At 66.8% G+C, this 18245-nt stretch carries 14 protein-coding genes and 2 pseudogenes; 6 read left to right on the top strand and 10 right to left on the bottom strand.

Going from position 1 to position 18245, the window contains the following annotated elements; all coding sequences use genetic code 11:
• The first annotated feature begins 209 nt into the window (after window positions 1-209).
• A complete protein-coding gene (locus MPSD_RS16420) occupies window positions 210-1994 on the top strand; it encodes an SDR family oxidoreductase (RefSeq protein ID WP_020787090.1) in 1785 nt (594 codons plus the stop codon).
• Between the two features lie 4 nt (window positions 1995-1998).
• Here MPSD_RS16420 and MPSD_RS29505 read toward each other — a convergent pair.
• From MPSD_RS29505 to MPSD_RS16405, 3 genes and pseudogenes are all read right to left on the bottom strand, one after another.
• Window positions 1999-2342 (bottom strand): annotated as a pseudogene (locus MPSD_RS29505) (aminopeptidase).
• A 114-nt stretch (window positions 2343-2456) separates the two neighbouring features.
• A complete protein-coding gene (locus tag MPSD_RS16410) occupies window positions 2457-4016 on the bottom strand; it encodes a leucyl aminopeptidase (RefSeq protein ID WP_015356181.1) in 1560 nt (519 codons plus the stop codon).
• An 11-nt stretch (window positions 4017-4027) separates the two neighbouring features.
• Window positions 4028-5173, bottom strand: a pseudogene (locus MPSD_RS16405) (adenylate/guanylate cyclase domain-containing protein).
• A gap of 44 nt (window positions 5174-5217) precedes the next feature.
• On the opposite strand from MPSD_RS16405, the gene gcvT reads away from it, so the two are divergent.
• Window positions 5218-6321, top strand: coding sequence for a glycine cleavage system aminomethyltransferase GcvT (gene gcvT / locus MPSD_RS16400; protein ID WP_086085315.1), 1104 nt, complete (start codon window positions 5218-5220; stop codon window positions 6319-6321).
• 54 nt (window positions 6322-6375) lie between these two features.
• Window positions 6376-7482, top strand: a complete 1107-nt coding sequence (locus MPSD_RS16395; RefSeq protein ID WP_036426498.1) for a branched-chain amino acid aminotransferase — start codon at window positions 6376-6378, stop codon at window positions 7480-7482.
• Here MPSD_RS16395 and MPSD_RS16390 read toward each other — a convergent pair.
• The 5 genes from MPSD_RS16390 to MPSD_RS16370 form a co-directional block, all read right to left on the bottom strand.
• Window positions 7474-8970: an MFS transporter gene (locus MPSD_RS16390; protein ID WP_020787095.1), complete on the bottom strand. Its 1497-nt coding sequence runs from the start codon at window positions 8968-8970 to the stop codon at window positions 7474-7476. The two genes, MPSD_RS16395 and MPSD_RS16390, sit on opposite strands and share 9 nt — an antisense overlap.
• Before the next feature lie 189 nt (window positions 8971-9159).
• A complete protein-coding gene (locus MPSD_RS16385; protein ID WP_011741318.1) occupies window positions 9160-9918 on the bottom strand; it encodes an adenosylcobinamide-GDP ribazoletransferase in 759 nt (252 codons plus the stop codon).
• Window positions 9915-10991 (bottom strand): nicotinate-nucleotide--dimethylbenzimidazole phosphoribosyltransferase, encoded by a 1077-nt coding sequence (gene cobT, locus MPSD_RS16380; RefSeq protein ID WP_012394910.1) that lies wholly within the window; start codon window positions 10989-10991, stop codon window positions 9915-9917. Before cobT ends, MPSD_RS16385 begins: the two co-directional genes overlap by 4 nt.
• A complete protein-coding gene (locus tag MPSD_RS16375; protein ID WP_012394909.1) occupies window positions 10988-11548 on the bottom strand; it encodes a bifunctional adenosylcobinamide kinase/adenosylcobinamide-phosphate guanylyltransferase in 561 nt (186 codons plus the stop codon). Before MPSD_RS16375 ends, cobT begins: the two co-directional genes overlap by 4 nt.
• A 28-nt stretch (window positions 11549-11576) precedes the next feature.
• The gene (locus tag MPSD_RS16370) at window positions 11577-12236 is read right to left on the bottom strand and encodes a DUF3043 domain-containing protein (RefSeq protein WP_369797353.1); all 660 of its coding nucleotides are present in this window, start codon (window positions 12234-12236) and stop codon (window positions 11577-11579) included.
• Between the two features lie 206 nt (window positions 12237-12442).
• Between MPSD_RS16370 and MPSD_RS16365 the strand changes: the two genes are divergently transcribed.
• Window positions 12443-13519: a glycerate kinase family protein gene (locus MPSD_RS16365; protein WP_085981928.1), complete on the top strand. Its 1077-nt coding sequence runs from the start codon at window positions 12443-12445 to the stop codon at window positions 13517-13519.
• A gap of 85 nt (window positions 13520-13604) precedes the next feature.
• On the top strand, window positions 13605-13961 hold the full coding sequence (locus MPSD_RS16360) for an iron-sulfur cluster assembly accessory protein (RefSeq protein ID WP_011741313.1): 357 nt from the start codon (window positions 13605-13607) through the stop codon (window positions 13959-13961).
• Window positions 13962-14001: 40 nt separating this feature from the next.
• Here MPSD_RS16360 and MPSD_RS16355 read toward each other — a convergent pair whose 3' ends face one another.
• The gene (locus tag MPSD_RS16355; protein WP_015356175.1) at window positions 14002-14691 is read right to left on the bottom strand and encodes an Rv0361 family membrane protein; all 690 of its coding nucleotides are present in this window, start codon (window positions 14689-14691) and stop codon (window positions 14002-14004) included.
• 191 nt (window positions 14692-14882) lie between these two features.
• Here MPSD_RS16355 and MPSD_RS16350 point away from each other — a divergent pair, with 191 nt between their 5' ends.
• Window positions 14883-15857 carry a carbohydrate kinase family protein gene (locus tag MPSD_RS16350; RefSeq protein ID WP_020787101.1) on the top strand — a complete coding sequence of 325 codons (975 nt, stop codon included), beginning with the start codon at window positions 14883-14885 and terminating at the stop codon, window positions 15855-15857.
• A gap of 12 nt (window positions 15858-15869) precedes the next feature.
• On the opposite strand, the gene asnB is transcribed toward MPSD_RS16350, so the two are convergent.
• Entirely contained in the window at window positions 15870-17864 is a 1995-nt protein-coding gene (asnB, locus tag MPSD_RS16345) for an asparagine synthase (glutamine-hydrolyzing) (RefSeq protein WP_020787102.1), read from the bottom strand.
• Window positions 17865-18245 lie beyond the last annotated feature (381 nt).

Raw genomic sequence — 18245 nt, 5'->3', positions numbered from 1 at the left:
GGTCGTCGGTAGGCATAGGCCGACCTCTGGCTTACCACACAGTCGTGCACCAGGTACGGAACCCAAGTTGATCTCGAAACCTATCCTGTCACTGTCGCTTGGTCGGCTCGCACCCAGGGCGTGGCGCTTGGCCCGCGGGGCTTGTGTATGGCGCTTGCTACGGTGTGGCGACTGATTGGCATAACAAGTCGCAGGTGGGCGGAGGTCCGATGCCGGCAACAAAACAAGCACCCCAGCAGTTCGTCGACAGCGCTGGTGGCGTGCGGATCGCTGTCTATGAAGAGGGCAACCCCGACGGCCCGACGGTGGTGCTCGTGCACGGTTTTCCCGACTCTCACGTGTTGTGGGACGGGGTCGTTCCGCGTTTGGCCGAACGGTTCCGGATTCTGCGCTATGACAATCGCGGTGTCGGCCTGTCGTCGGCCCCCAAGGCCGTTTCTGCCTACACCACAGCGTGTTTGGCCGACGACTTCGCCGCCGTCATCGAAGCGCTCAGCCCCGGCCAGCCGGTACACGTACTGGGTCACGACTGGGGTTCGGTGGCGATTTGGGACTACTTGACCCGCTCCGGCGCGGCCGATCGGGTCGCGTCGTTCACGTCGGTGTCCGGCCCGAGCCAGGACCAGCTGGTCAACTACATATTCGGCGGTCTGCGCCAGCCGTGGCGGCCAAAAACCTTTGCTCGCGCACTCACCCAGGCGCTGCGGTTGAGCTACATGGCGCTGTTCTCGGTGCCGGTGTTGGCCCCGCTGGTGTTGCGGGCGACGCTGTCGCGTGCCTCGGTTCGGCGCAACATGGTCGACAACCTTCCCCTCGACCAGATTCACCATTCCGACAACTTGGCCAGCGATGCCGCCAACTCGGTGAAGACCTATCCGGCTAACTACTTTCGGGCCTTTTCTCGGCAGTCGCGCACACGCGGCGTGCCGGTCATCGACGTGCCGGTGCAACTCATCGTCAACACCAAGGACCCCTACGTGCGGCCCTACGGGTACGACGAAACCGCGCGCTGGGTGCCGCGGTTGTGGCGCCGCGACATCAAAGCAGGTCATTTTTCGCCGATGTCGCATCCGCAGGTGATGGCGGCAGCGGTGCACGACTTCGCCGACCTGGTTGACGGCAAGCCGCCGAGCCGCGCTCTGCTGCGGGCCCAGGTTGGCCGTCCCCGCAAGTACTTCGGTGACACCCTGGTGGCGGTCACCGGGGCGGGCAGCGGAATTGGCCGGGAAACCGCCCTCGCGTTCGCGCGCGAGGGCGCCGAAGTTGTGCTCAGCGACATCGACGAGGCCACCGTGAAGGACACCGCCGCCGAAATCGCCGCGCGCGGTGGTGTTGCCCACCCCTATGTGCTCGATGTATCCGACACCGAGGCGGTCGAGGCGTTCGCGGATCAGGTCAGCGCCACGCACGGGCTGCCCGATATCGTCGTCAACAACGCCGGCGTCGGCCAGGCGGGGAGGTTCTTGGACACTCCCGCAGAGCAGTTCGACCGGGTGCTCGACGTCAACCTGGGTGGTGTGGTCAACGGCTGCCGAGCCTTTGGTCAGCGTCTGGTTGAGCGCGGTACCGGAGGCCACATCGTCAATGTGTCGTCGATGGCCGCATACGCCCCGCTGCAGTCATTGAGCGCCTACTGCACCTCAAAGGCGGCGACGTTCATGTTCTCGGACTGTCTGCGTGCCGAACTCGATGCGGCCGATGTCGGCCTGACCACCATCTGTCCCGGCGTCATCAACACCAATATCGTCAACACCACCCGCTTCGACGCGCCGCCCGGCAAAGGCGGCGACCAACTGGACGGCCGGCGTGGACAGATCGACAAGATGTTTGCGCTACGCAGCTATGGGCCGGACAAGGTCGCCAAAGCGATTGTGTCCGCCGTCAAGAAGAACAAGCCGATCCGGCCGGTAGCTCCGGAGGCCTACGCGCTCTACGGCATCTCCCGAGTGCTGCCCCCGGCGCTGCGAAGCACCGCACGCATGCGGGTCATCTGACGCGTCAGACGCTCGCCGCTGCACCTTCGGACCGCCGCGCGAGCACCGCGCCGGCTATTCCGCCGGCCCCGATGACCGCCAGCGGTATCGCCCACATGCCCCTGCTGGACACCGCCGACTGACATTGCGCGACGACGTCGGTGTGCGGGATGACCTGGTTGGGGATCGGTATGTTGGCGCCATTGCTGTTGTTTGCGTCCCCGCTGCGGACAGGTCAGCCACCAGGCCGCTGCCGCAAGACACGGAGCCGCCGTCGCCCTTGGATGCCGTCACCGGCACCAACAGCCCAATCGCGCCAGCCACCAAGAGCACGGCGGCTACGGCGATGATCAACCGTCGCACAGTCACAGTCCGGCCATGGGCCGCAGTATCGCCGTCGGTGACCGGACTAACCGCTGTGCTCCTTGGCTAAACCGGCGGTATTTGCGGTGGCAGGAGTTTCGCGATCTTCGCGCTGCGGGTTCAGCCGTTAGCCGCGATGTCCTCGAGCACCGCGAACATGGTGCGGGTCGGCACGCCGGTGGCTCCCTTGGGCGTGTAGCCCCAGGCGCTACCGGTGTTGTACGCCGGGCCGGCCACATCGATATGTGCCCAGTCCACCGCATCGGCGACGAACTCCCGCAAGAACACCCCAGCGACCAACATGCCGGCAAAGCGCTGCCCACTGACATTGGCCAGGTCGGCCACCGTGGATTTCAGGTCGTCCTTGAGTTCGTCCGGCAGCGGCATGGGCCAACCGTTCTCACCCACCTGTTGGGAGATCGCCGCGACCCGGTCGCGGAACTCGTCGCTGCCCATGACTCCGGGGATACGCGCACCCAAGGCCACGGTCTGGGCTCCGGTCAACGTCGAGGTCTCGATCAGATAGTCCGGGTTGTCCTCACACGCCCGAACGATGGCATCGGCCAGGATCAGCCGGCCCTCCGCGTCGGTGTTGAGCACCTCGACCGTGGTTCCGCCGTACTGCGTCAGCACGTCGCCGGGCCGCTGTGCCGTGGCCGAAGGCATGTTTTCGGCGATCGGCACCGTGGCGATCACGTCGATCGGCAACTCCAGCTGGGCCGCCAGCGCGACGGTCGCGATCACCGCGGCCGCGCCACCCATGTCCGAGGTCATGTAATGCATCGACGCGGCCGGCTTGATCGAGATCCCGCCGGTATCAAAGGTCACTCCCTTGCCGACCAGGGCGACCTTCTTGGCCCGTCTGGGGTTCTTGGCCAGCCGCGATCCCCGGTGGGTCAACCGCACCAGCCGCGGCGGGCGGGACGAGCCCTGACCGACACCGACCAGCCCGCCGTATCCGGCTTTTTGCAGTGCCTTCTCGTCGAGCACTTGGACTTCGAGTCCGACCGACTCGCCCAGAACTTTGGCCCGTCGCGCCAACTCGGCGGGATAGAGGTGGCTGGGCGGCGTGTTCACCAGGTCGCGGGCGGTGGCGACGGCGGTTGCCACGGCTGCACCGTGCGCGCAGTGCTTCCGGGCGTCTTTGGCCGTCGTCAGCACGGTGATCTTGTGCAGCCCGGCATCTTTGGGTGCCGTCTTGGCGCTACGGAAGGCGCTGAACCGATAGCTGCCCAGGATCAGACCCTCGACGGCCGCGGCGCAGACACCGTCGCCGGGCAAGTCCGCCAACGTGGTCACCACTGCCTTCGCAGTGCCGAGCGCACGCGCGGCAGCGCCGGCGGCACGACGCACCGCGTCCGGTGTCCACTCATAGCGGGGTTTGCCCAGGCCCACCGTCAGCACGCTGCTCACCGGAAGCGACGACACCACGAGCCGGTGCACCTGGTCACTGGCGCCGGTAGCGTCCAGGGCCCGCAGGCCCGCCTCGATCTCGGCGATCGCATCCGCGCTCAGGAATGGCTCCGCGGAGGCGACGACGGCGCCTGGCCGCTCGCCGGACTGCTCATCGTCGCCGGTCGAGACGACCGGCACGATCAGCACGGATGAACTCACACCACGCTTCGGCAACGAGGTGGCGACATGGACGGTGGGGATTTGGTCACCCGATTCGGCGGTCACGGGCAATCACCCTAGTCGCCGCAGCGCGGGCCTGCTTGCCCACCGTCTGGTCGATCGGCGCTGCCTTGCAGTTCGAATGCATTCACCGGGTCGTCAAATCCCTTGAGCGTCAATGGGCCCTGGGGGATCGTGGGCCAATCCGGCAGTTGGTCATGCAACGCCGCATCGGCGAGGACTTGTCCCGGCGCCGCGGCCGCCACCAGACGCGCGGCCAAGTTGACCGGCGTGCCGAAGTAGTCCCCGTTGATGGCCAGTGCGGTGCCGTAGGCAAGTCCGGCCCGCACCTGCAATCCTTCTTCGCGTGCTCTGGGGTGGTGGACCAGGTCGACCGCCGCCTGCGCGAGCCGTTGTGGTGTCGAACTAACCCACATCACCGCGTCACCGATGAACTTCACCACCCGGCCCCCGTCGGCGTGCACCACGTCGGCTACGGCCGCGCCAAACTCGTTGAGCAGGCCCTGTAGCTCCGTCGGCGTCAGCGTTTGGGTCAATACCGTGAAGCTCGACAGATCGGCAAAACCGATGCCGCACACCACGCTGGCCGATGCATCACGAGTGACGCCTTCGAAGTGAGTCCGGGCGCTGGTCAGGTGATGGCGGTGCACGATGTCGGTCAGGGTGCCGATGCGGGGGACAAACTCGGCGACCGCGCGGTAGGCCTGCGCCGTGGCCAGTTCGTCATTGGTGTACGTCATTTGGATGTCCGGTGTCCCCGCGCGGATCATCGTCGATTCGGCCTAGGCCAGCCGGGCCATGGCCGCGCCGAGCACCCGCAACAGCCCGAACGCGCCGTCCTCACCCACCACCGATTTCACGGCGAGCCAGGTTGCCAGCGCATCGACGTCGGCCTGGCTCAGGGTGGGTACGTCGGGACCGGCGACGGTGAGACCTAGCAGGGCCCAGATGTGAGCGATGTCGTCGGCAGATAGCCCGAGTTGCTCGCCGGCGGCCGTCAGGGTGTAGATCGGGGGGCCTGGCCATTGCAGGACATCGCCGGCGAGGCCGAATAGCCGTCCCCGCCGTTCGGCCTCGGCCATTTCCTCGAGGGTGAAGCCAAGGTCATCGAGGTACTTGATCAGATCGGCCCGCTCCCGGGGGTTAGCGATTCCGGCAGCTTCGAGCGCCTCGAAGTCGAGGGGGTCGGGAGAACCGGACACCTGCCCAAGTGTGCCAGCAGCCGGACCGATTAGGGTGAGACGCCGTGAGTGACGCGCCAGAGTTGATGCAGGGACCGTTGGAAGACCGCCACCGCGCGCTGGGCGCAAGCTTCGTCGAATTCGGCGGCTGGCTGATGCCGGTGTCCTACGCCGGGACGGTCAGCGAGCACAATGCCACCCGCAACGCCGCCGGCTTGTTCGACGTCAGCCACCTCGGTAAGGCACTGGTTCGCGGGCCGGGTGCGGCGGAGTTCGTCAACTCCGCGCTTACCAACGATCTACGCCGCATCGGGCCGGGCAAGGCGCAATACACCTTGTGCTGCAACGAATCCGGTGGCGTGATTGACGACTTGATCGCCTACTACGTTGCCGACGACGAAATCTTCCTGGTGCCCAACGCCGCCAACACCGCCGCGGTGGTCGCAGCCTTGCAGGCGGCGGCGCCGAGCGGTTTGACCATCACCGACCTGCATCGCTCCTACGCGGTGCTGGCGGTGCAGGGGCCGCGTTCGACCGAGGTGCTGGCCGCGCTCGGCCTGCCCACTGAGATGGATTACATGGGCTATGCCGACTCGTCGTACAACGGGGTATCGGTTCGGGTCTGCCGCACCGGGTACACCGGCGAGCACGGCTATGAGCTGCTACCGCCGTGGGAGTCCGCCGGCGTGGTCTTCGACGCCCTGGCGGCCGCCGTTTCCGAAGTGGGCGGCGAGCCGGCCGGCCTGGGCGCGCGCGACACGCTGCGCACCGAAATGGGCTACCCCCTGCACGGGCATGAACTGTCGCTCGACATTTCGCCGTTGCAGGCCCGATGTGGGTGGGCGATCGGCTGGAAGAAGGACGCGTTCTTTGGCCGGGAAGCGTTGTTGGCGGAGAAAGCGGCCGGCCCGCGCCGCTTGCTCCGGGGGTTGCGTATGGTCGGCCGCGGTGTGTTGCGTCCGGGCCTGACGGTGCTCAACGGCTCCACCCCGGTCGGGGTCACCACATCGGGGACATTCTCGCCAACCTTGCAGATCGGTATCGCGCTTGCGCTGATTGACACCGACGCGGGTGTGGAAGACGGCCAGCAAATCACCGTCGACGTGCGAGGCCGTGCCGTCGAGTGCGAAGTGGCGCGTCCGCCCTTCGTCGAGGCCAAGACGCGGTAGGGCGCCCAATCACGTGGCAAAAACCAGTTGGCACAGCGATATACAATCGTGGCCATGACCAGGGGGTCCCAACAGTTCACCGTGACGCGCGCGACAACTCCGGCCACCGAGGCTGAGCGCGTATCAATTCTGGCTGACCCCGGCTTCGGCCGCTATCACACCGACCACATGGTGTCGATCGATTTCGACGAGGGTGTGGGCTGGCACAATCCGCGGGTCATCGGCTACGGCCCGATCGAGTTGGACCCGTCGGCGATCGTGTTGCACTACGCGCAGGAAGTTTTCGAAGGTCTCAAGGCCTATCGCTGGGCGGACGGCTCGATTGTGTCGTTTCGGGCCTGGGCCAATGCGGCGCGCTTGCGCTCCTCGGCCCGGCGGATGGCGATTCCCGAGCTGCCCGAAGAGCTGTTCATCGAATCGCTGACCCAACTCATCGCCGTCGATAACGTCTGGGTGTCGCCGGCCGGTGGCGAGGAGGCGCTCTACCTGCGGCCATTCATCATCGCCACCGAGCCGGGACTCGGGGTGCGCCCGGCCAAGCAGTACCGGTACCTGTTGATCGCCTCGCCGGCCGGCGCGTACTTCAAGGGCGGTATCAATCCGGTCAGTGTCTGGGTGTCGACCGACTACGTGCGTGCTTGCCCCGGAGGAACCGGCGCCGCCAAGTTCGGCGGCAACTACGCCGCGTCGCTGCTGGCTCAGGCCGAAGCCACCGAGAACGGTTGCGACCAGGTGGTGTGGCTGGATTCCGTGGAACGGCGCTACGTCGAGGAGATGGGTGGGATGAACATCTTCTTCGTGCTCGGCAAGGGGGGGTCGGCCAGACTGGTAACCCCAGAGCTATCCGGCTCGCTGCTGCCCGGCATCACCCGGGATTCGTTGCTGCAGTTGGCGCTTGACGCCGGATTCGCGGTGGAGGAGCGCAAGATCGACATCGCCGAGTGGCAGAAGAAGGCGGCGGCAGGCGAGATCACCGAGGTTTTCGCGTGCGGTACCGCAGCCGTGATCACCCCGGTCTCGCGGGTGAAGTACGGCGACGGCGAGTTCACCATCGCCGACGGTCAACCTGGCGAGGTGACGATGGCGTTGCGTGACACGTTGACCGGGATCCAGCGGGGTACTTTTGCCGACACCCACGGCTGGATGTCGCGGCTAAGTTAGAACTGTTGCGAGGTTGCCGGGCTCGGGCCGGTGCGCGCTGGCGTGGCAGCCCGGCCGGATCGGGGATGGCGCGGGCCGGCGATGTGCCCGGCGCAGGCTTGGGTACCGGCCGCGGCGGTCTGCCGCCGTGTGGCGGGTCAGTGCCAGACCCAGCCCCGGAGCGGTGCCGGTGACCAAGCGGTGTGCACCCCGCCTGGCCCGACTCAGCCGGCGCATCGGGGCCTTCTCGACGAGCTGACTCTGCGCTTCGATCGTTTGGCTTAGTCCCGGGGCGCGCAGGCTGGCGACGGCGGCGATGATGGCCAAGGTCAGCGAGACGAGGACTGGGCCGATGGTTGCGTGCCGCTGCGCGAGTTCACCCAGTACGGCTCCCAGCAGCGTGGACACCACCGCGGCCAAGGTCGCTCCAAAGCAGATCAGCGTCGCGCGGTGTTGTTCGGGAGCAAACATGCTGATCCACGAAATGGAGGCCGCGACCACGGTTTGGGCAGCGACGGTCGCCAGGAGGAACGCCGTGCCGTATGCCCACATCTGGGTCCACTGGCCGCACAGCTCGGCGACGATGCACACCAACGCGGCGGCGATGCTGAACAGTGAGCTACCCAACAGCATGCCGCGCACGCCGAACCGGCGGTTCACCGCTCGCCACAGCAGCGAACCGATAACCAACGCGATGCTCGAAAGGATCACCAGGACGTGCAGGCTGCCGCTCGACTGGGCGGCGCGCAGGCTGAAGAACGTGGTACCCAGGCTGATGGGAGCGAACAACAGATAGGTGGTCGCATACCGACGGAACCATGGCTCGCGGCGGGCGATCTCGAAGCCCTGACGGTAGATATCGCGCAGCGGCAACCGGACGGTGGGTGCGCTGGACGCTGACCGCATCGGACCGACGAACAGCGCCGCAACGCCGGCGACAATCATGCTCGCGGCACCCAGCCAGAGCAGATCGTGGTAGCGCGCCATCTCGTCACCGTGGGCCAGTCTCGGCACAATCACCAACGTGACGCCGGTGGCCAACAGCGATCCGAAGGCCCCTTGGGTGAGCAGTAGCTCGCCGCGGCGCAACACGGACAACTTGTTGGAGATCATGTCGGTGTAGGCGACACCGGAAACCCCGGCGACGACACCGCTGGCGGTCGCGGTCACGAAGAAAACCGCGGCGACCAGCGCGCCGGTCCAGGGAACTGCGGCGTTGGCCAGGATCAGGGTTGCGGCACTCGCCGATATCGCGGCCATCAGCAAGTGCCGGTACTGGCCGAAGCGCTGCAAAATCAACGGGGAGACCGAGTTGCCCAGAATCGCGCCGATGCTGAATGCCGGAAACAACAGCCCGGCCACCCAAGTAAGTCCCTGATGCGCACAAATGACCGGCAGAACCACGGCGCCGCTGCCCATCTGCATCCCCGCCGAGTAGAAGCTACCCTGGGTTACCAGTCGTCCGAACGGGGTTCTGGGGTTCGAGCCGACCAGCCGTGATGCGGTCATGTCAAGAGGCTTTACGTCCGCGTGATCCAAAATAGGGTCCACTAATCGGACATTAATCAGATATTGCCGGTGCAATCCCGTGTCCACCGATCGGAGGAATCTCCATTAGTCCTGCGGACCGGCTCAAAAAATGCTGGTTGGTCGGAATCTGACCAACCCAACTTGGCACCAATCTAGCGTTTTCAGCTTCTACAAACGTACCAGAGCCGCCAACACCACGGCAGTCACCGTGGTGGCTAGCTCAATCGCGCAACCCAGCACGTCGCCGGTGATGCCGCCGAACCGTCGGACACAATGCCTGATCAGCAGGGTGCCGGCGCAGACCGCGGCCACCACCGCGGCAGGGCCCTGCCATGGCCGCGGAGCCGCGGCCAGCGAAGCGAACAGCAGCACAGCAAGCCACGCCACCAGCACCGATATGGGCTGGGTGCCGGCGACCCGAGAGCCCAAGCTACTGCCCGCGGCCGCCGGTACCGACCGCCGGCAGCCCAGTACCGCGGTGACCCGGCCGGCAAAGACCGCCACGGCGATGCCCGCGATTCCGCGGCTGCCTGCCGCGCTCAGTGTCGAAAACGCCGACCCCTGCACGGCAATGACCAACACGACCGCGGCCACCCCGAACGGTCCGGTCGAACCGTCGCGCATGACGGCCAAGGCCCGTTGTGGTGGCCCGTAGCAGCCGAGCCCGTCAGCCGTGTCGGCGACGGCGTCGATGTGCAGACCGCGGGTGGCCAGCAGTAGCACCGCCACCGCGAGCAGTCCGGGCAGCGGGCTGACCGGGCCGAACACCAGCGATGCGGACCACGTGACGCCGGCGGCAAGTCCGCCCAGCACGACGCCGACAACCGGCAGTGCCGTCATCGCCCCGCGCCCCATCGGTGCGGCGACCGAGGCAGGGACGGGTATGACCGTGCCAAAGGAGAGAGCTGTTGCCAGCGAACGAATCACGATTCAGGTGGCTCGGTGGCGCCGGCGTCGTCGCACGCCGTGGACACCCCGGCTTCGGCGAAGGTCGCCATCGATGACAGCGCTGCCACGGCGGCGCGCAGCACCGGTAGGGCAACGGTGGCGCCGGTGCCTTCGCCCAACCGCATTCGCAGATCCACCACTGGGTCCAGCGCCAGCGCCGTCAGTGCCAGCTGATGGCCGGGTTCGGTGGAGCGGTGGCCGGCTTGCCACCATTGCCGGGCGCCGGGGGCCAGGCGTTCGGCGACCAGCGCTGCCGCGGTGACTGCCATGCCGTCGAGCAGCAGCGGGGTACGCCGGACCGCGGCCTGCGCGCAGAAGCCCGCCATGGCGGCCAGGTCCGCGCCGCCGCAGCAGCGCAGCAACGCGACGGGGTCAGGCAACACTCGCGCGGACCGAAACAGCGCATCGCGTACCGCTGCGGTCTTGCGTGACCAGGTCGCATCGTCGACTCCGGTTCCGAAGCCGACCACGGCAACCGGCTCGGTGTTGGTCAGCGCCGCCACCAGGACCGCGGCCGGGGTGGTGTTACCGATTCCCATGTCACCGGCGATCAGCAGGTCGGCGCCAGCGTCGACCTCGGCATCGGCGATCTGCTGACCGGCCGCGATCGCGGCGGCGGTCTGGTCGTCGGTCAATGCGTCCTCGGTGGCGATATCACCACTGCCGCGCCGCACCTTGTGGGCGCCGATCTGCTCCGAGAGCGCTTCCGCGTCGACAGCCAGATCCACCACCCGTACCGTGGCGCCCGCGACGTCGGCAAGCGCGTTGATGGCGGCTCCGCCACCGTCGATATTGGCGACCATCTGGGCGGTGACATCCGGGGGATAGGCCGACACCCCGGACCGGGTGACACCGTGGTCACCGGCGAATACCACCACGCGGGCGCGCTGGAACTGCCGCGGCGGGCACTGGCCCTGGCACGAGGCGACCCACGCAGACAGGTCCTCGAGCCGCCCCAGCGCACCCCGCGGCTTGGTCAGCGCGTCCTGGCGAGCCCGCGCTGCCGCCTCGGCGAGGGCGTCGGGTGCTGAGATCGGTGCGAACCCGATCATGCGCGCGACGGTTTGATCGGGACGGCTTGGCCGGCCACCACCAGCACCACGCGGTCACACAGTGCCGCCATTCGCTGGTTGAGGGTGCCCAACTCGTCGGCGAACCGGCGCCCGGATGCGGTCGCCGGCACCACGGTCAGCCCCACTTCCGGGCTGACCAGGACCAGCGTCGATCCGAATTCGCCGACGGCGGCCAGCATGTCGTCGATGGTGTCTTGCAGGGCGGCCGGTGGGGAGCCGCCCTCCCAGGCGCGGTGGCTGTCCATGGCGCTGGTCAACCACGTACCGAGATCGTCGACGAGAGTGGGCGTGTCCGGCACTTGCCGCAATTGGGTCGTGATGTCGTCAGTTTCGACCGTTGACCAGTGTCCGGGCCGGCGATCGCGGTGCCTGGCGACGCGCTGATCCCAGTCCTGCGATGCGGCTGAGTCGGAGTCGGTGGCCGGTCCGGAGGCCAGATAACGGACCGGCTGTTCGGGCGTAAGCGAGTCCGCAATGGTCTCCTCTGCCCAGCGGGACTTGCCCGACCTGATCCCACCGAGAACCAGTGTGCGCATGAGTGGTCAAACAGCTTTCCGGTGAGTACTAATCGACACTGGCGCCGCGCTCGACCTTGGGCCGGGGCGCCCGCATCCTGCGCATTTGAGACGCGCGGCCGGCCGCGTACAGGCCCAGCTTCCAACGGCCTTCGGTGTTGTTCGGGAACTTGACGTCGACCAGGTTGCTGACTTTGCGGGCCAAAATGATGCCGTCAATGGTCATCAGCGCCATCAGCACCAGCATTGCCGGCGACATGTAAAGCTGCAGCTGCGGGACGGCGAACATGGCGAAGAGCAGCGCCAGCGCAGACGGCATGAACAGACCGAGCAGGTTGCGCCGGGCATCCACCACATCGCGGACGTACCGGCGTACCGGCCCTTGATCGCGGGGCAACAGGTATGCCTCGTCGCCGGCCATCATGCGCTCCCGGCGTTCGGCCATCCGGGCCCGGCCGGCCGCCTTTTCCGCCTTGCGCTCCTCGCGACTGAGTTTGGGCCGGGCCAGCTTCTTACGCCGGGCCCGCGCCTCTGCGCTGGTCATAGGCGCCGGAACGACCGGGCCCTTCTTGGATCGCGTGGCGTCGTTGCGTTTCGGTGTGGGCCGGCCCTTGGGGCCGGTCGTCTTCGGTCCGCGAGAAGTTGCCGATGATGAGGTATCCCCGGAGTTCGCCGCCGACTCGTCGGCGTGGTCGGATGCGACCGAAATGTCGGCGCCTTCGTCATGGTCTTTCTTGCGGCCCAGCAGCTTCACAACCGACAGGTTACTTCGCGAGAGCCCAGTCCCCGGAATTGTGCCGGTGTTACCCAGCGCCGGTGTAGCGGTTGGCCCTACTCTTGCTTGTGATGAACGGCTCCCTCGCCTCGGATGCTGCCGCCGATGGCCTCGGGCCCGGCCGGATCCAGCTGCCCGCGATGCGGGTCCTGGTGGCCCCGGACTGCTATGGCGAAAGCCTGTCGGCTGTTGAAGCCGCGGCGGTCATTGCCACCGGCTGGACCCGCTCACGACCCAATGACTCCTTTATCGTGGCCCCACAATCCGACGGTGGTCCGGGGTTCATCGATGTGCTGCGCAGCCGGCTGGGTGGCGTCCGGAAGCTGCAGGTGTCCGGGCCACTGGACACCGCGGTCAGTGCGGAGTGGGTGTTTGAGCGATCTTCGGCGACCGCCTACCTGGAATGCGCCCAAGCCTGTGGTCTCTCGTTGCTGGGTGGTCCGCCGTCGCCCGAAACCGCGTTGGCGGCCCACAGCCGCGGAGTGGGCCAGCTCATTGATGCGGCGCTGGCCGCGGGAGCGCGGCGCATCGTGGTGGGGTTGGGCGGCAGCGCGTGCACCGACGGTGGCCACGGCATGATTACCGAGCTCGGCGGCCTGGATGCGGCCCGTGATCGGCTGGTCGGAATAGAGCTGATTGCCGCCTCTGACGCCGAGTACCCGCTGTTGGGCCCGTGGGGTTCGGCAAGGGTGTTCTCGCCGCAGAAGGGTGCTGACGCGGCCACCATCAGCGTGCTGGAGGGGCGCCTGGCGGCATGGGCGGTTGAGCTGGACGCGGCGGCCGGACGCGCGGTCAGTGCCGAGCCAGGGGCCGGGGCCGCCGGAGGAATCGGGGCGGGGCTACTTGCACTGCGGGGTCGATGCGAGTCCGGAGCCGCGATCATCGCTGAGCTAACGCATCTTGCCGACGACCTCGCCGACGCCGAGCTCATCGTCACCGGGGAGGGGCGGTTTGACGAACAATCGCTGCACGGAAAGGTGGTCGGTGAGATTGCTGCCGCGGCGCGGCCGCTGGGCATTCCGGTGATCGTGCTGGCGGGACAGGTGGACCTGGACAAATCCACGATCCGCCTGGCCGGGATCATGTCCGCGTTGTCCATCGCCGACTATGCGGGTTCGGTACGCCTGGCACTGGCTGACGCGGCGAACCAGCTGATGGGTTTGTCATCTGAGGTTGCCGCACGACTCGGGAATCGGGGACCTGCGGGGTACCGTTAATAGGACTGGGCTTCCCCCTGTGGCAGACCCCGGTTGGATTTCAGCCGGGCGGGCCCACCCAACGACGAAGCATGTAGGAGAAGCAATGACCGTGCAGAACGAGTCGGACGCAAAGACCCACGGCGTAATCCTGACCGAGGCTGCCGCCGCCAAGGCAAAATCCCTGCTCGACCAGGAGGGACGTGACGACCTGTCGCTGCGGATCGCGGTGCAGCCGGGCGGGTGCGCGGGCTTGCGCTACAACCTTTTCTTCGATGATCGGGCCCTCGACGGCGACCTGACCGCGGAGTTCGGTGGCGTGACCTTGACGGTGGACCGGATGAGCGCGCCCTACGTCGAAGGTGCGTTGATCGACTTCGTGGACACCATCGAGAAGCAGGGCTTCACCATCGACAACCCCAACGCCACCGGGTCCTGCGCCTGCGGGGATTCCTTTAACTGAGCAGCTAGTCGCACCTGACCGGGCCGCCGCTGCGGCCCGGTCAGTACTGCCCGGCAGTGCGCAGCACGTACGAGCACACCATGATCTGGCCACGCTGAAAGAGCAGCTGTGCGATGCCTTGTACCTGGCCCTTGGGCGGGCCACCGGTGGCCGGCGTCACCTGCATCGTGAACAGCACCTGTGCCTGATACTGCGACCAATAGACGATCTTGTCGATCGACGTCACGTCGGCCTGGGAGAACTGCTTGCGAAAGGCGTCACTGCTGAGTTTGGCCAGCGCCTGATCGGAGCGCTTGTCCTTGACCCCGTTGTAGATCCCGCACAAGGCGTTACGGACGATGACATCAACGTCGCGGTGTTCGAGGGCGTTCAGGTAGCCCTGAATCGCGGTCTTGGCTGCGCCTTCGGACAACGTGCCGCTGCTGTTGGTCCCGTTGGTGCGAACCCCGTAGACAATCGTCGCGGTGAGCGCACCCACCAGCGCCAGCGCCAGCAACGTGCCGATCAGCAGCCGTTTGGGACGTCGATTCCGGTATCCGCCCGGCGCCGGGGGCAGGCCTGGGTAGCTAACCGGCAGTCGCGGCGGGCCATCGGCTGGCGGAACACCGAATGCCGGTTCGGCGCCGCCCAGGTCATGGGGGTACTCAAGGGGCTCGTTGGGCCCGTTCTCCGGGTATGGCATCGGTCCCTCCGTGCTGACGGCGGGGTTCGACGGGTGCGGACCGGCCATCGTGGTTCTCCTACGGTGGTGGACGGGACGACAGGCGGGGCTGCCGCGAGCGCGGGATTCCGGCAAAGCCGATGAGCTCCCTAGGCAGGCTAGCGCAATACTTGCCGACGGCTTTCGACGCGACGGGGCGGGTCCCGACGCCGATAATTGTGAGAGGCTAGACGACCTCGCGTGAATAGGACGGAGATTTTGTGACGATTGCGGTAACCGGTTCGATTGCGACCGACCATCTGATGCGGTTCCCAGGCCATTTTTCCGAACAGCTGCTGCCCGAGCATCTGCACAAGGTGTCACTCAGCTTCCTCGTCGACGACCTTGTCGTGCACCGCGGCGGGGTGGCCGGAAATATGGCTTTTGCCATCGGTGTGCTCGGAGGTGACGTGGCGCTGGTCGGCGCCGCAGGCGCCGACTTCGCCGATTATCGCGATTGGCTCAAAGCCCACGGCGTCAACTGCGACCATGTGCCGATCTCGCAGACCGCGCACACGGCCCGATTTACCTGCACCACCGATGTCGACATGGCGCAGATCGCGTCGTTCTACCCGGGCGCCATGTCTGAGGCGCGCAACATCAAGCTCGCCGACGTGGTATCGGCCGTCGGTACCCCGGAGCTGGTGATTGTTGGCGCCAACGACCCCGAGGCGATGTTCTTGCACACCGAGGAATGCCGCCAGCTAGGACTGGCATTCGCCGCCGACCCCTCGCAGCAGCTGGCACGGCTGTCGGGCGATGAGATCAAACGGCTCATCAACGGTGCCACCTATTTGTTCACCAACGACTACGAGTGGGACCTGCTGTTGTCCAAGACCGGCTGGTCCGAGGCCGACGTGATGGCCCAGATCGGCTTGCGAGTGACGACACTGGGCCCCAAGGGCGTGGATCTGGTGGAGCCCGACGGCACCAGCATTCACGTTGGCGTCGTCCCCGAAACCAGCCAGACCGACCCCACCGGCGTCGGTGACGCGTTCCGCGCGGGCTTCTTGACCGGCCGCAGCGCGGGTTTGAACCTGGAGCGCGCCGCGCAGTTGGGTTCGCTGGTGGCCGTTCTGGTGCTGGAATCCACCGGCACCCAGGAATGGCAGTGGGACCGCCAGGTCGCGACCGCCCGGCTGGCCGAGGCCTACGGTGACGACGCCGCCAACGAGATCACTGCTGTCCTGGCTTAGCGCCGCGAGGAGCTAGAGCTCGACCGGATACTGGGGCTCGCTGATCTGTGGTGTGATGCTGCGCTCGATGAAGATCGCGTGCCACAGCATGAAGATCAGCAGGGTCCACAGCCGGCGGCTGTGATCGCTGGCGCCGGTGCGGTGCTCGTCGAGCATCCGGTTGACCGCTGCCAGGTCGATCAGGTGACCCGCCTGCGACGTGGCCACCATCGCATAGGCCCACTCCAACAGTTCGCCGGCGCGCAACCAGTGCCGGATCGGGACTGGGAACCCGAGCTTGGGTCGGTGCAGCACATGTGCCGGGACAATCGGCTCCAATGCGCGCCGTAGCGCGTACTTGGTGGTGGTGCGGGTGATTTTGGCCTGCAGCGGCAATCGGGCGGCGACGGCGAACACCTCGGGATCCAGGAATGGCACCCGCAGTTCGAGCGAATTGGCCATCGTCATCTTGTCGGCCTTCACCAGAATGTCGCCGCGTAGCCAAGTGAACAGATCGATGTGCTGCATTCTGGCTACCGGGTCCCAGCCCGCTGACCCGGCGTAGACCGCAGCGGTCACATCGGTGTGTGTCCACTGCGGCCGGAATCCGGGCAGCACGTCTTGCAGTTGGGCGTCGGAGAAGCTTCGGGCGTTGCCGTAGTAGCGCTCCTCGAGCGTCAGCGAGCCGCGATGGAGCAGGCTTTTTCCGCGCATACCCTCGGGCAGGGGTTTGGAGACCTTACCCATCGACCGTCGCAGCGGTCGGGGTAGATAGTCGAAGGGTTTCAGCGAGAGCGGCTCGCGGTAGATCGTGTATCCGCCAAACAGCTCGTCGGCGCCCTCCCCGGAGAGCACCACCTTGACGTGCTTGCGGGCCTCGCGGGCTACGAAGAACAGTGGTACCAGCGCCGGGTCGGCGACCGGCTCGTCGAGATACCAGACAATTTCGGGCAATGCGGCCACAAATTCCTCCGCGCTGACCACCTTGGCGATGTGGCGGGCGCCGATGGCTTCGGCCGAGGCCACCGCCACGTCGAGCTCGGAAAAACCCTCGCGTTCGAAGCCGGTGGTAAAGGTGATCAGCCGCGGATTGTGCCGGATGGCCAGCGCCGCGATGGCCGTGGAGTCGATCCCGCCTGACAGAAACGAACCGACAGTGACGTCGGCGCGCATGTGTTTGGCCACCGAGTCCTCTAGCACCGCGGTGATCTCGTCGTAGCGCGCCCGCTCGGTGGCGCTGGTGATCGGTGTGGCGGCAAACCGCGGCACAAAGTAACGGGTGACTACGGGGTTGCACCCGGGCCGGATGCGCGCGTAGCAGCCCGATTCGAGCCGTCGGACTCCGCGATGCAGTGTCTCGGGTTCGGGGACGTACTGCAGGACTGTGTAGTGCTGTAGCGCCCGGTGGTCGATTTCAGTGTCGAATCCCACCAAGTCGACCAGGCCCAGTAGACACTTCTTCTCACTAGCCAGCGCGGTGCCGCCCGGTCCGGTCGCCATGAACAGCGGTTTGATGCCGAACGGATCGCGGGCACAGAACAGTTCGCGGGTGACCGTGTCCCACAGCGCGAAGGCGAACATGCCGCGGAGTCGCCGCAGCACGTCGGCACCCCAGTGGTGGTAACCGGCGACGATGGCCTCACCATCACCATCGGTGGCGAAGGTGGCGCCGTGCTCGGCACGCAGTTCCTCGCGTAGTTCGAGGTAGTTGTAGATCTCGCCGTTGAACACCAAGACATAGCGGTCAGGAGCTTCGGGTGGCCCCCATCGCAGCGGTTGGTGCGAATGCTCGATGTCGATGATGGACAACCGGTTGAATCCGAAGACCACCGAACCGTCGGCATCGGGGTCTGCCCAGGTGCCGGGCTCGTCGGGGCCGCGGTGGCGCATCAGGTGCGACGCGCCCGCGATTGCGCTGTCGGCTCGCGCGGCCAGCGCGGCTTGGTCGGCCTGGGCGAGTTGAGTATCGGTGCCTTGCGTCTCGGCAGCGCCGGCCGGGGCCGCAACGAAGGCCAGCAGTCCACACACGGCGCCCCAGTATGCCGCAATTGGCGAAGCTTGTGGGGGTCGAGCCCGGCGGGTCGCCATCTGCGGGTGGCGGGCCCGGATGGTTGCCGCCCATTCACGGTGCCCGACGCGCACCCACGCGGGCGGTCTCGCGTGGAGTCCTCGCTCGGCCACCGGTGCCGCGCGCCGGGGCCGGTGGCGTCGGCCACTCGCCGCGCCCATGCGCGTCCACCGTGGCAAACACAGGTTTCGACCCGGTTGGAGCACAGCGCGCCGGACGAGTTTTGGCCCGCATCGTCGCCCGCGCGAGCGGCGTGGTCTACGCTGCGTAGTATTCGAATCCGAGTGAGCCGACGAATTCCGCCAGACGCGGCGTCCAGCACCGGTCGGCCCAGCTTGTGA

The sequence above is a fragment of the Mycobacterium pseudoshottsii JCM 15466 genome (genome assembly GCF_003584745.1).
In the GTDB taxonomy this organism is placed as follows: domain Bacteria; phylum Actinomycetota; class Actinomycetes; order Mycobacteriales; family Mycobacteriaceae; genus Mycobacterium; species Mycobacterium marinum.
The sequence above is the reverse complement of the archived record's forward strand: the minus strand, read 5'-3'. Positions and strand labels throughout refer to the sequence as shown.

Bases quoted from the DNA above. Each gene is read 5' to 3' on its own strand.
- cobT (WP_012394910.1), bottom strand. From the start codon at position 10,991: ATGATCGGGTTCGCACCGATCTCAGCACCCGACGCCCTCGCCGAGGCG.
- MPSD_RS16375 (WP_012394909.1), bottom strand. From the start codon at position 11,548: ATGCGCACACTGGTTCTCGGTGGGATCAGGTCGGGCAAGTCCCGCTGG.
- MPSD_RS16390 (WP_020787095.1), bottom strand. From the start codon at position 8,970: ATGACCGCATCACGGCTGGTCGGCTCGAACCCCAGAACCCCGTTCGGA.
- MPSD_RS16395 (WP_036426498.1), top strand. From the start codon at position 6,376: ATGACCAGGGGGTCCCAACAGTTCACCGTGACGCGCGCGACAACTCCG.
- MPSD_RS16360 (WP_011741313.1), top strand. From the start codon at position 13,605: ATGACCGTGCAGAACGAGTCGGACGCAAAGACCCACGGCGTAATCCTG.
- MPSD_RS16355 (WP_015356175.1), bottom strand. From the start codon at position 14,691: ATGGCCGGTCCGCACCCGTCGAACCCCGCCGTCAGCACGGAGGGACCG.
- MPSD_RS16420 (WP_020787090.1), top strand. From the start codon at position 210: ATGCCGGCAACAAAACAAGCACCCCAGCAGTTCGTCGACAGCGCTGGT.
- MPSD_RS16365 (WP_085981928.1), top strand. From the start codon at position 12,443: ATGCGGGTCCTGGTGGCCCCGGACTGCTATGGCGAAAGCCTGTCGGCT.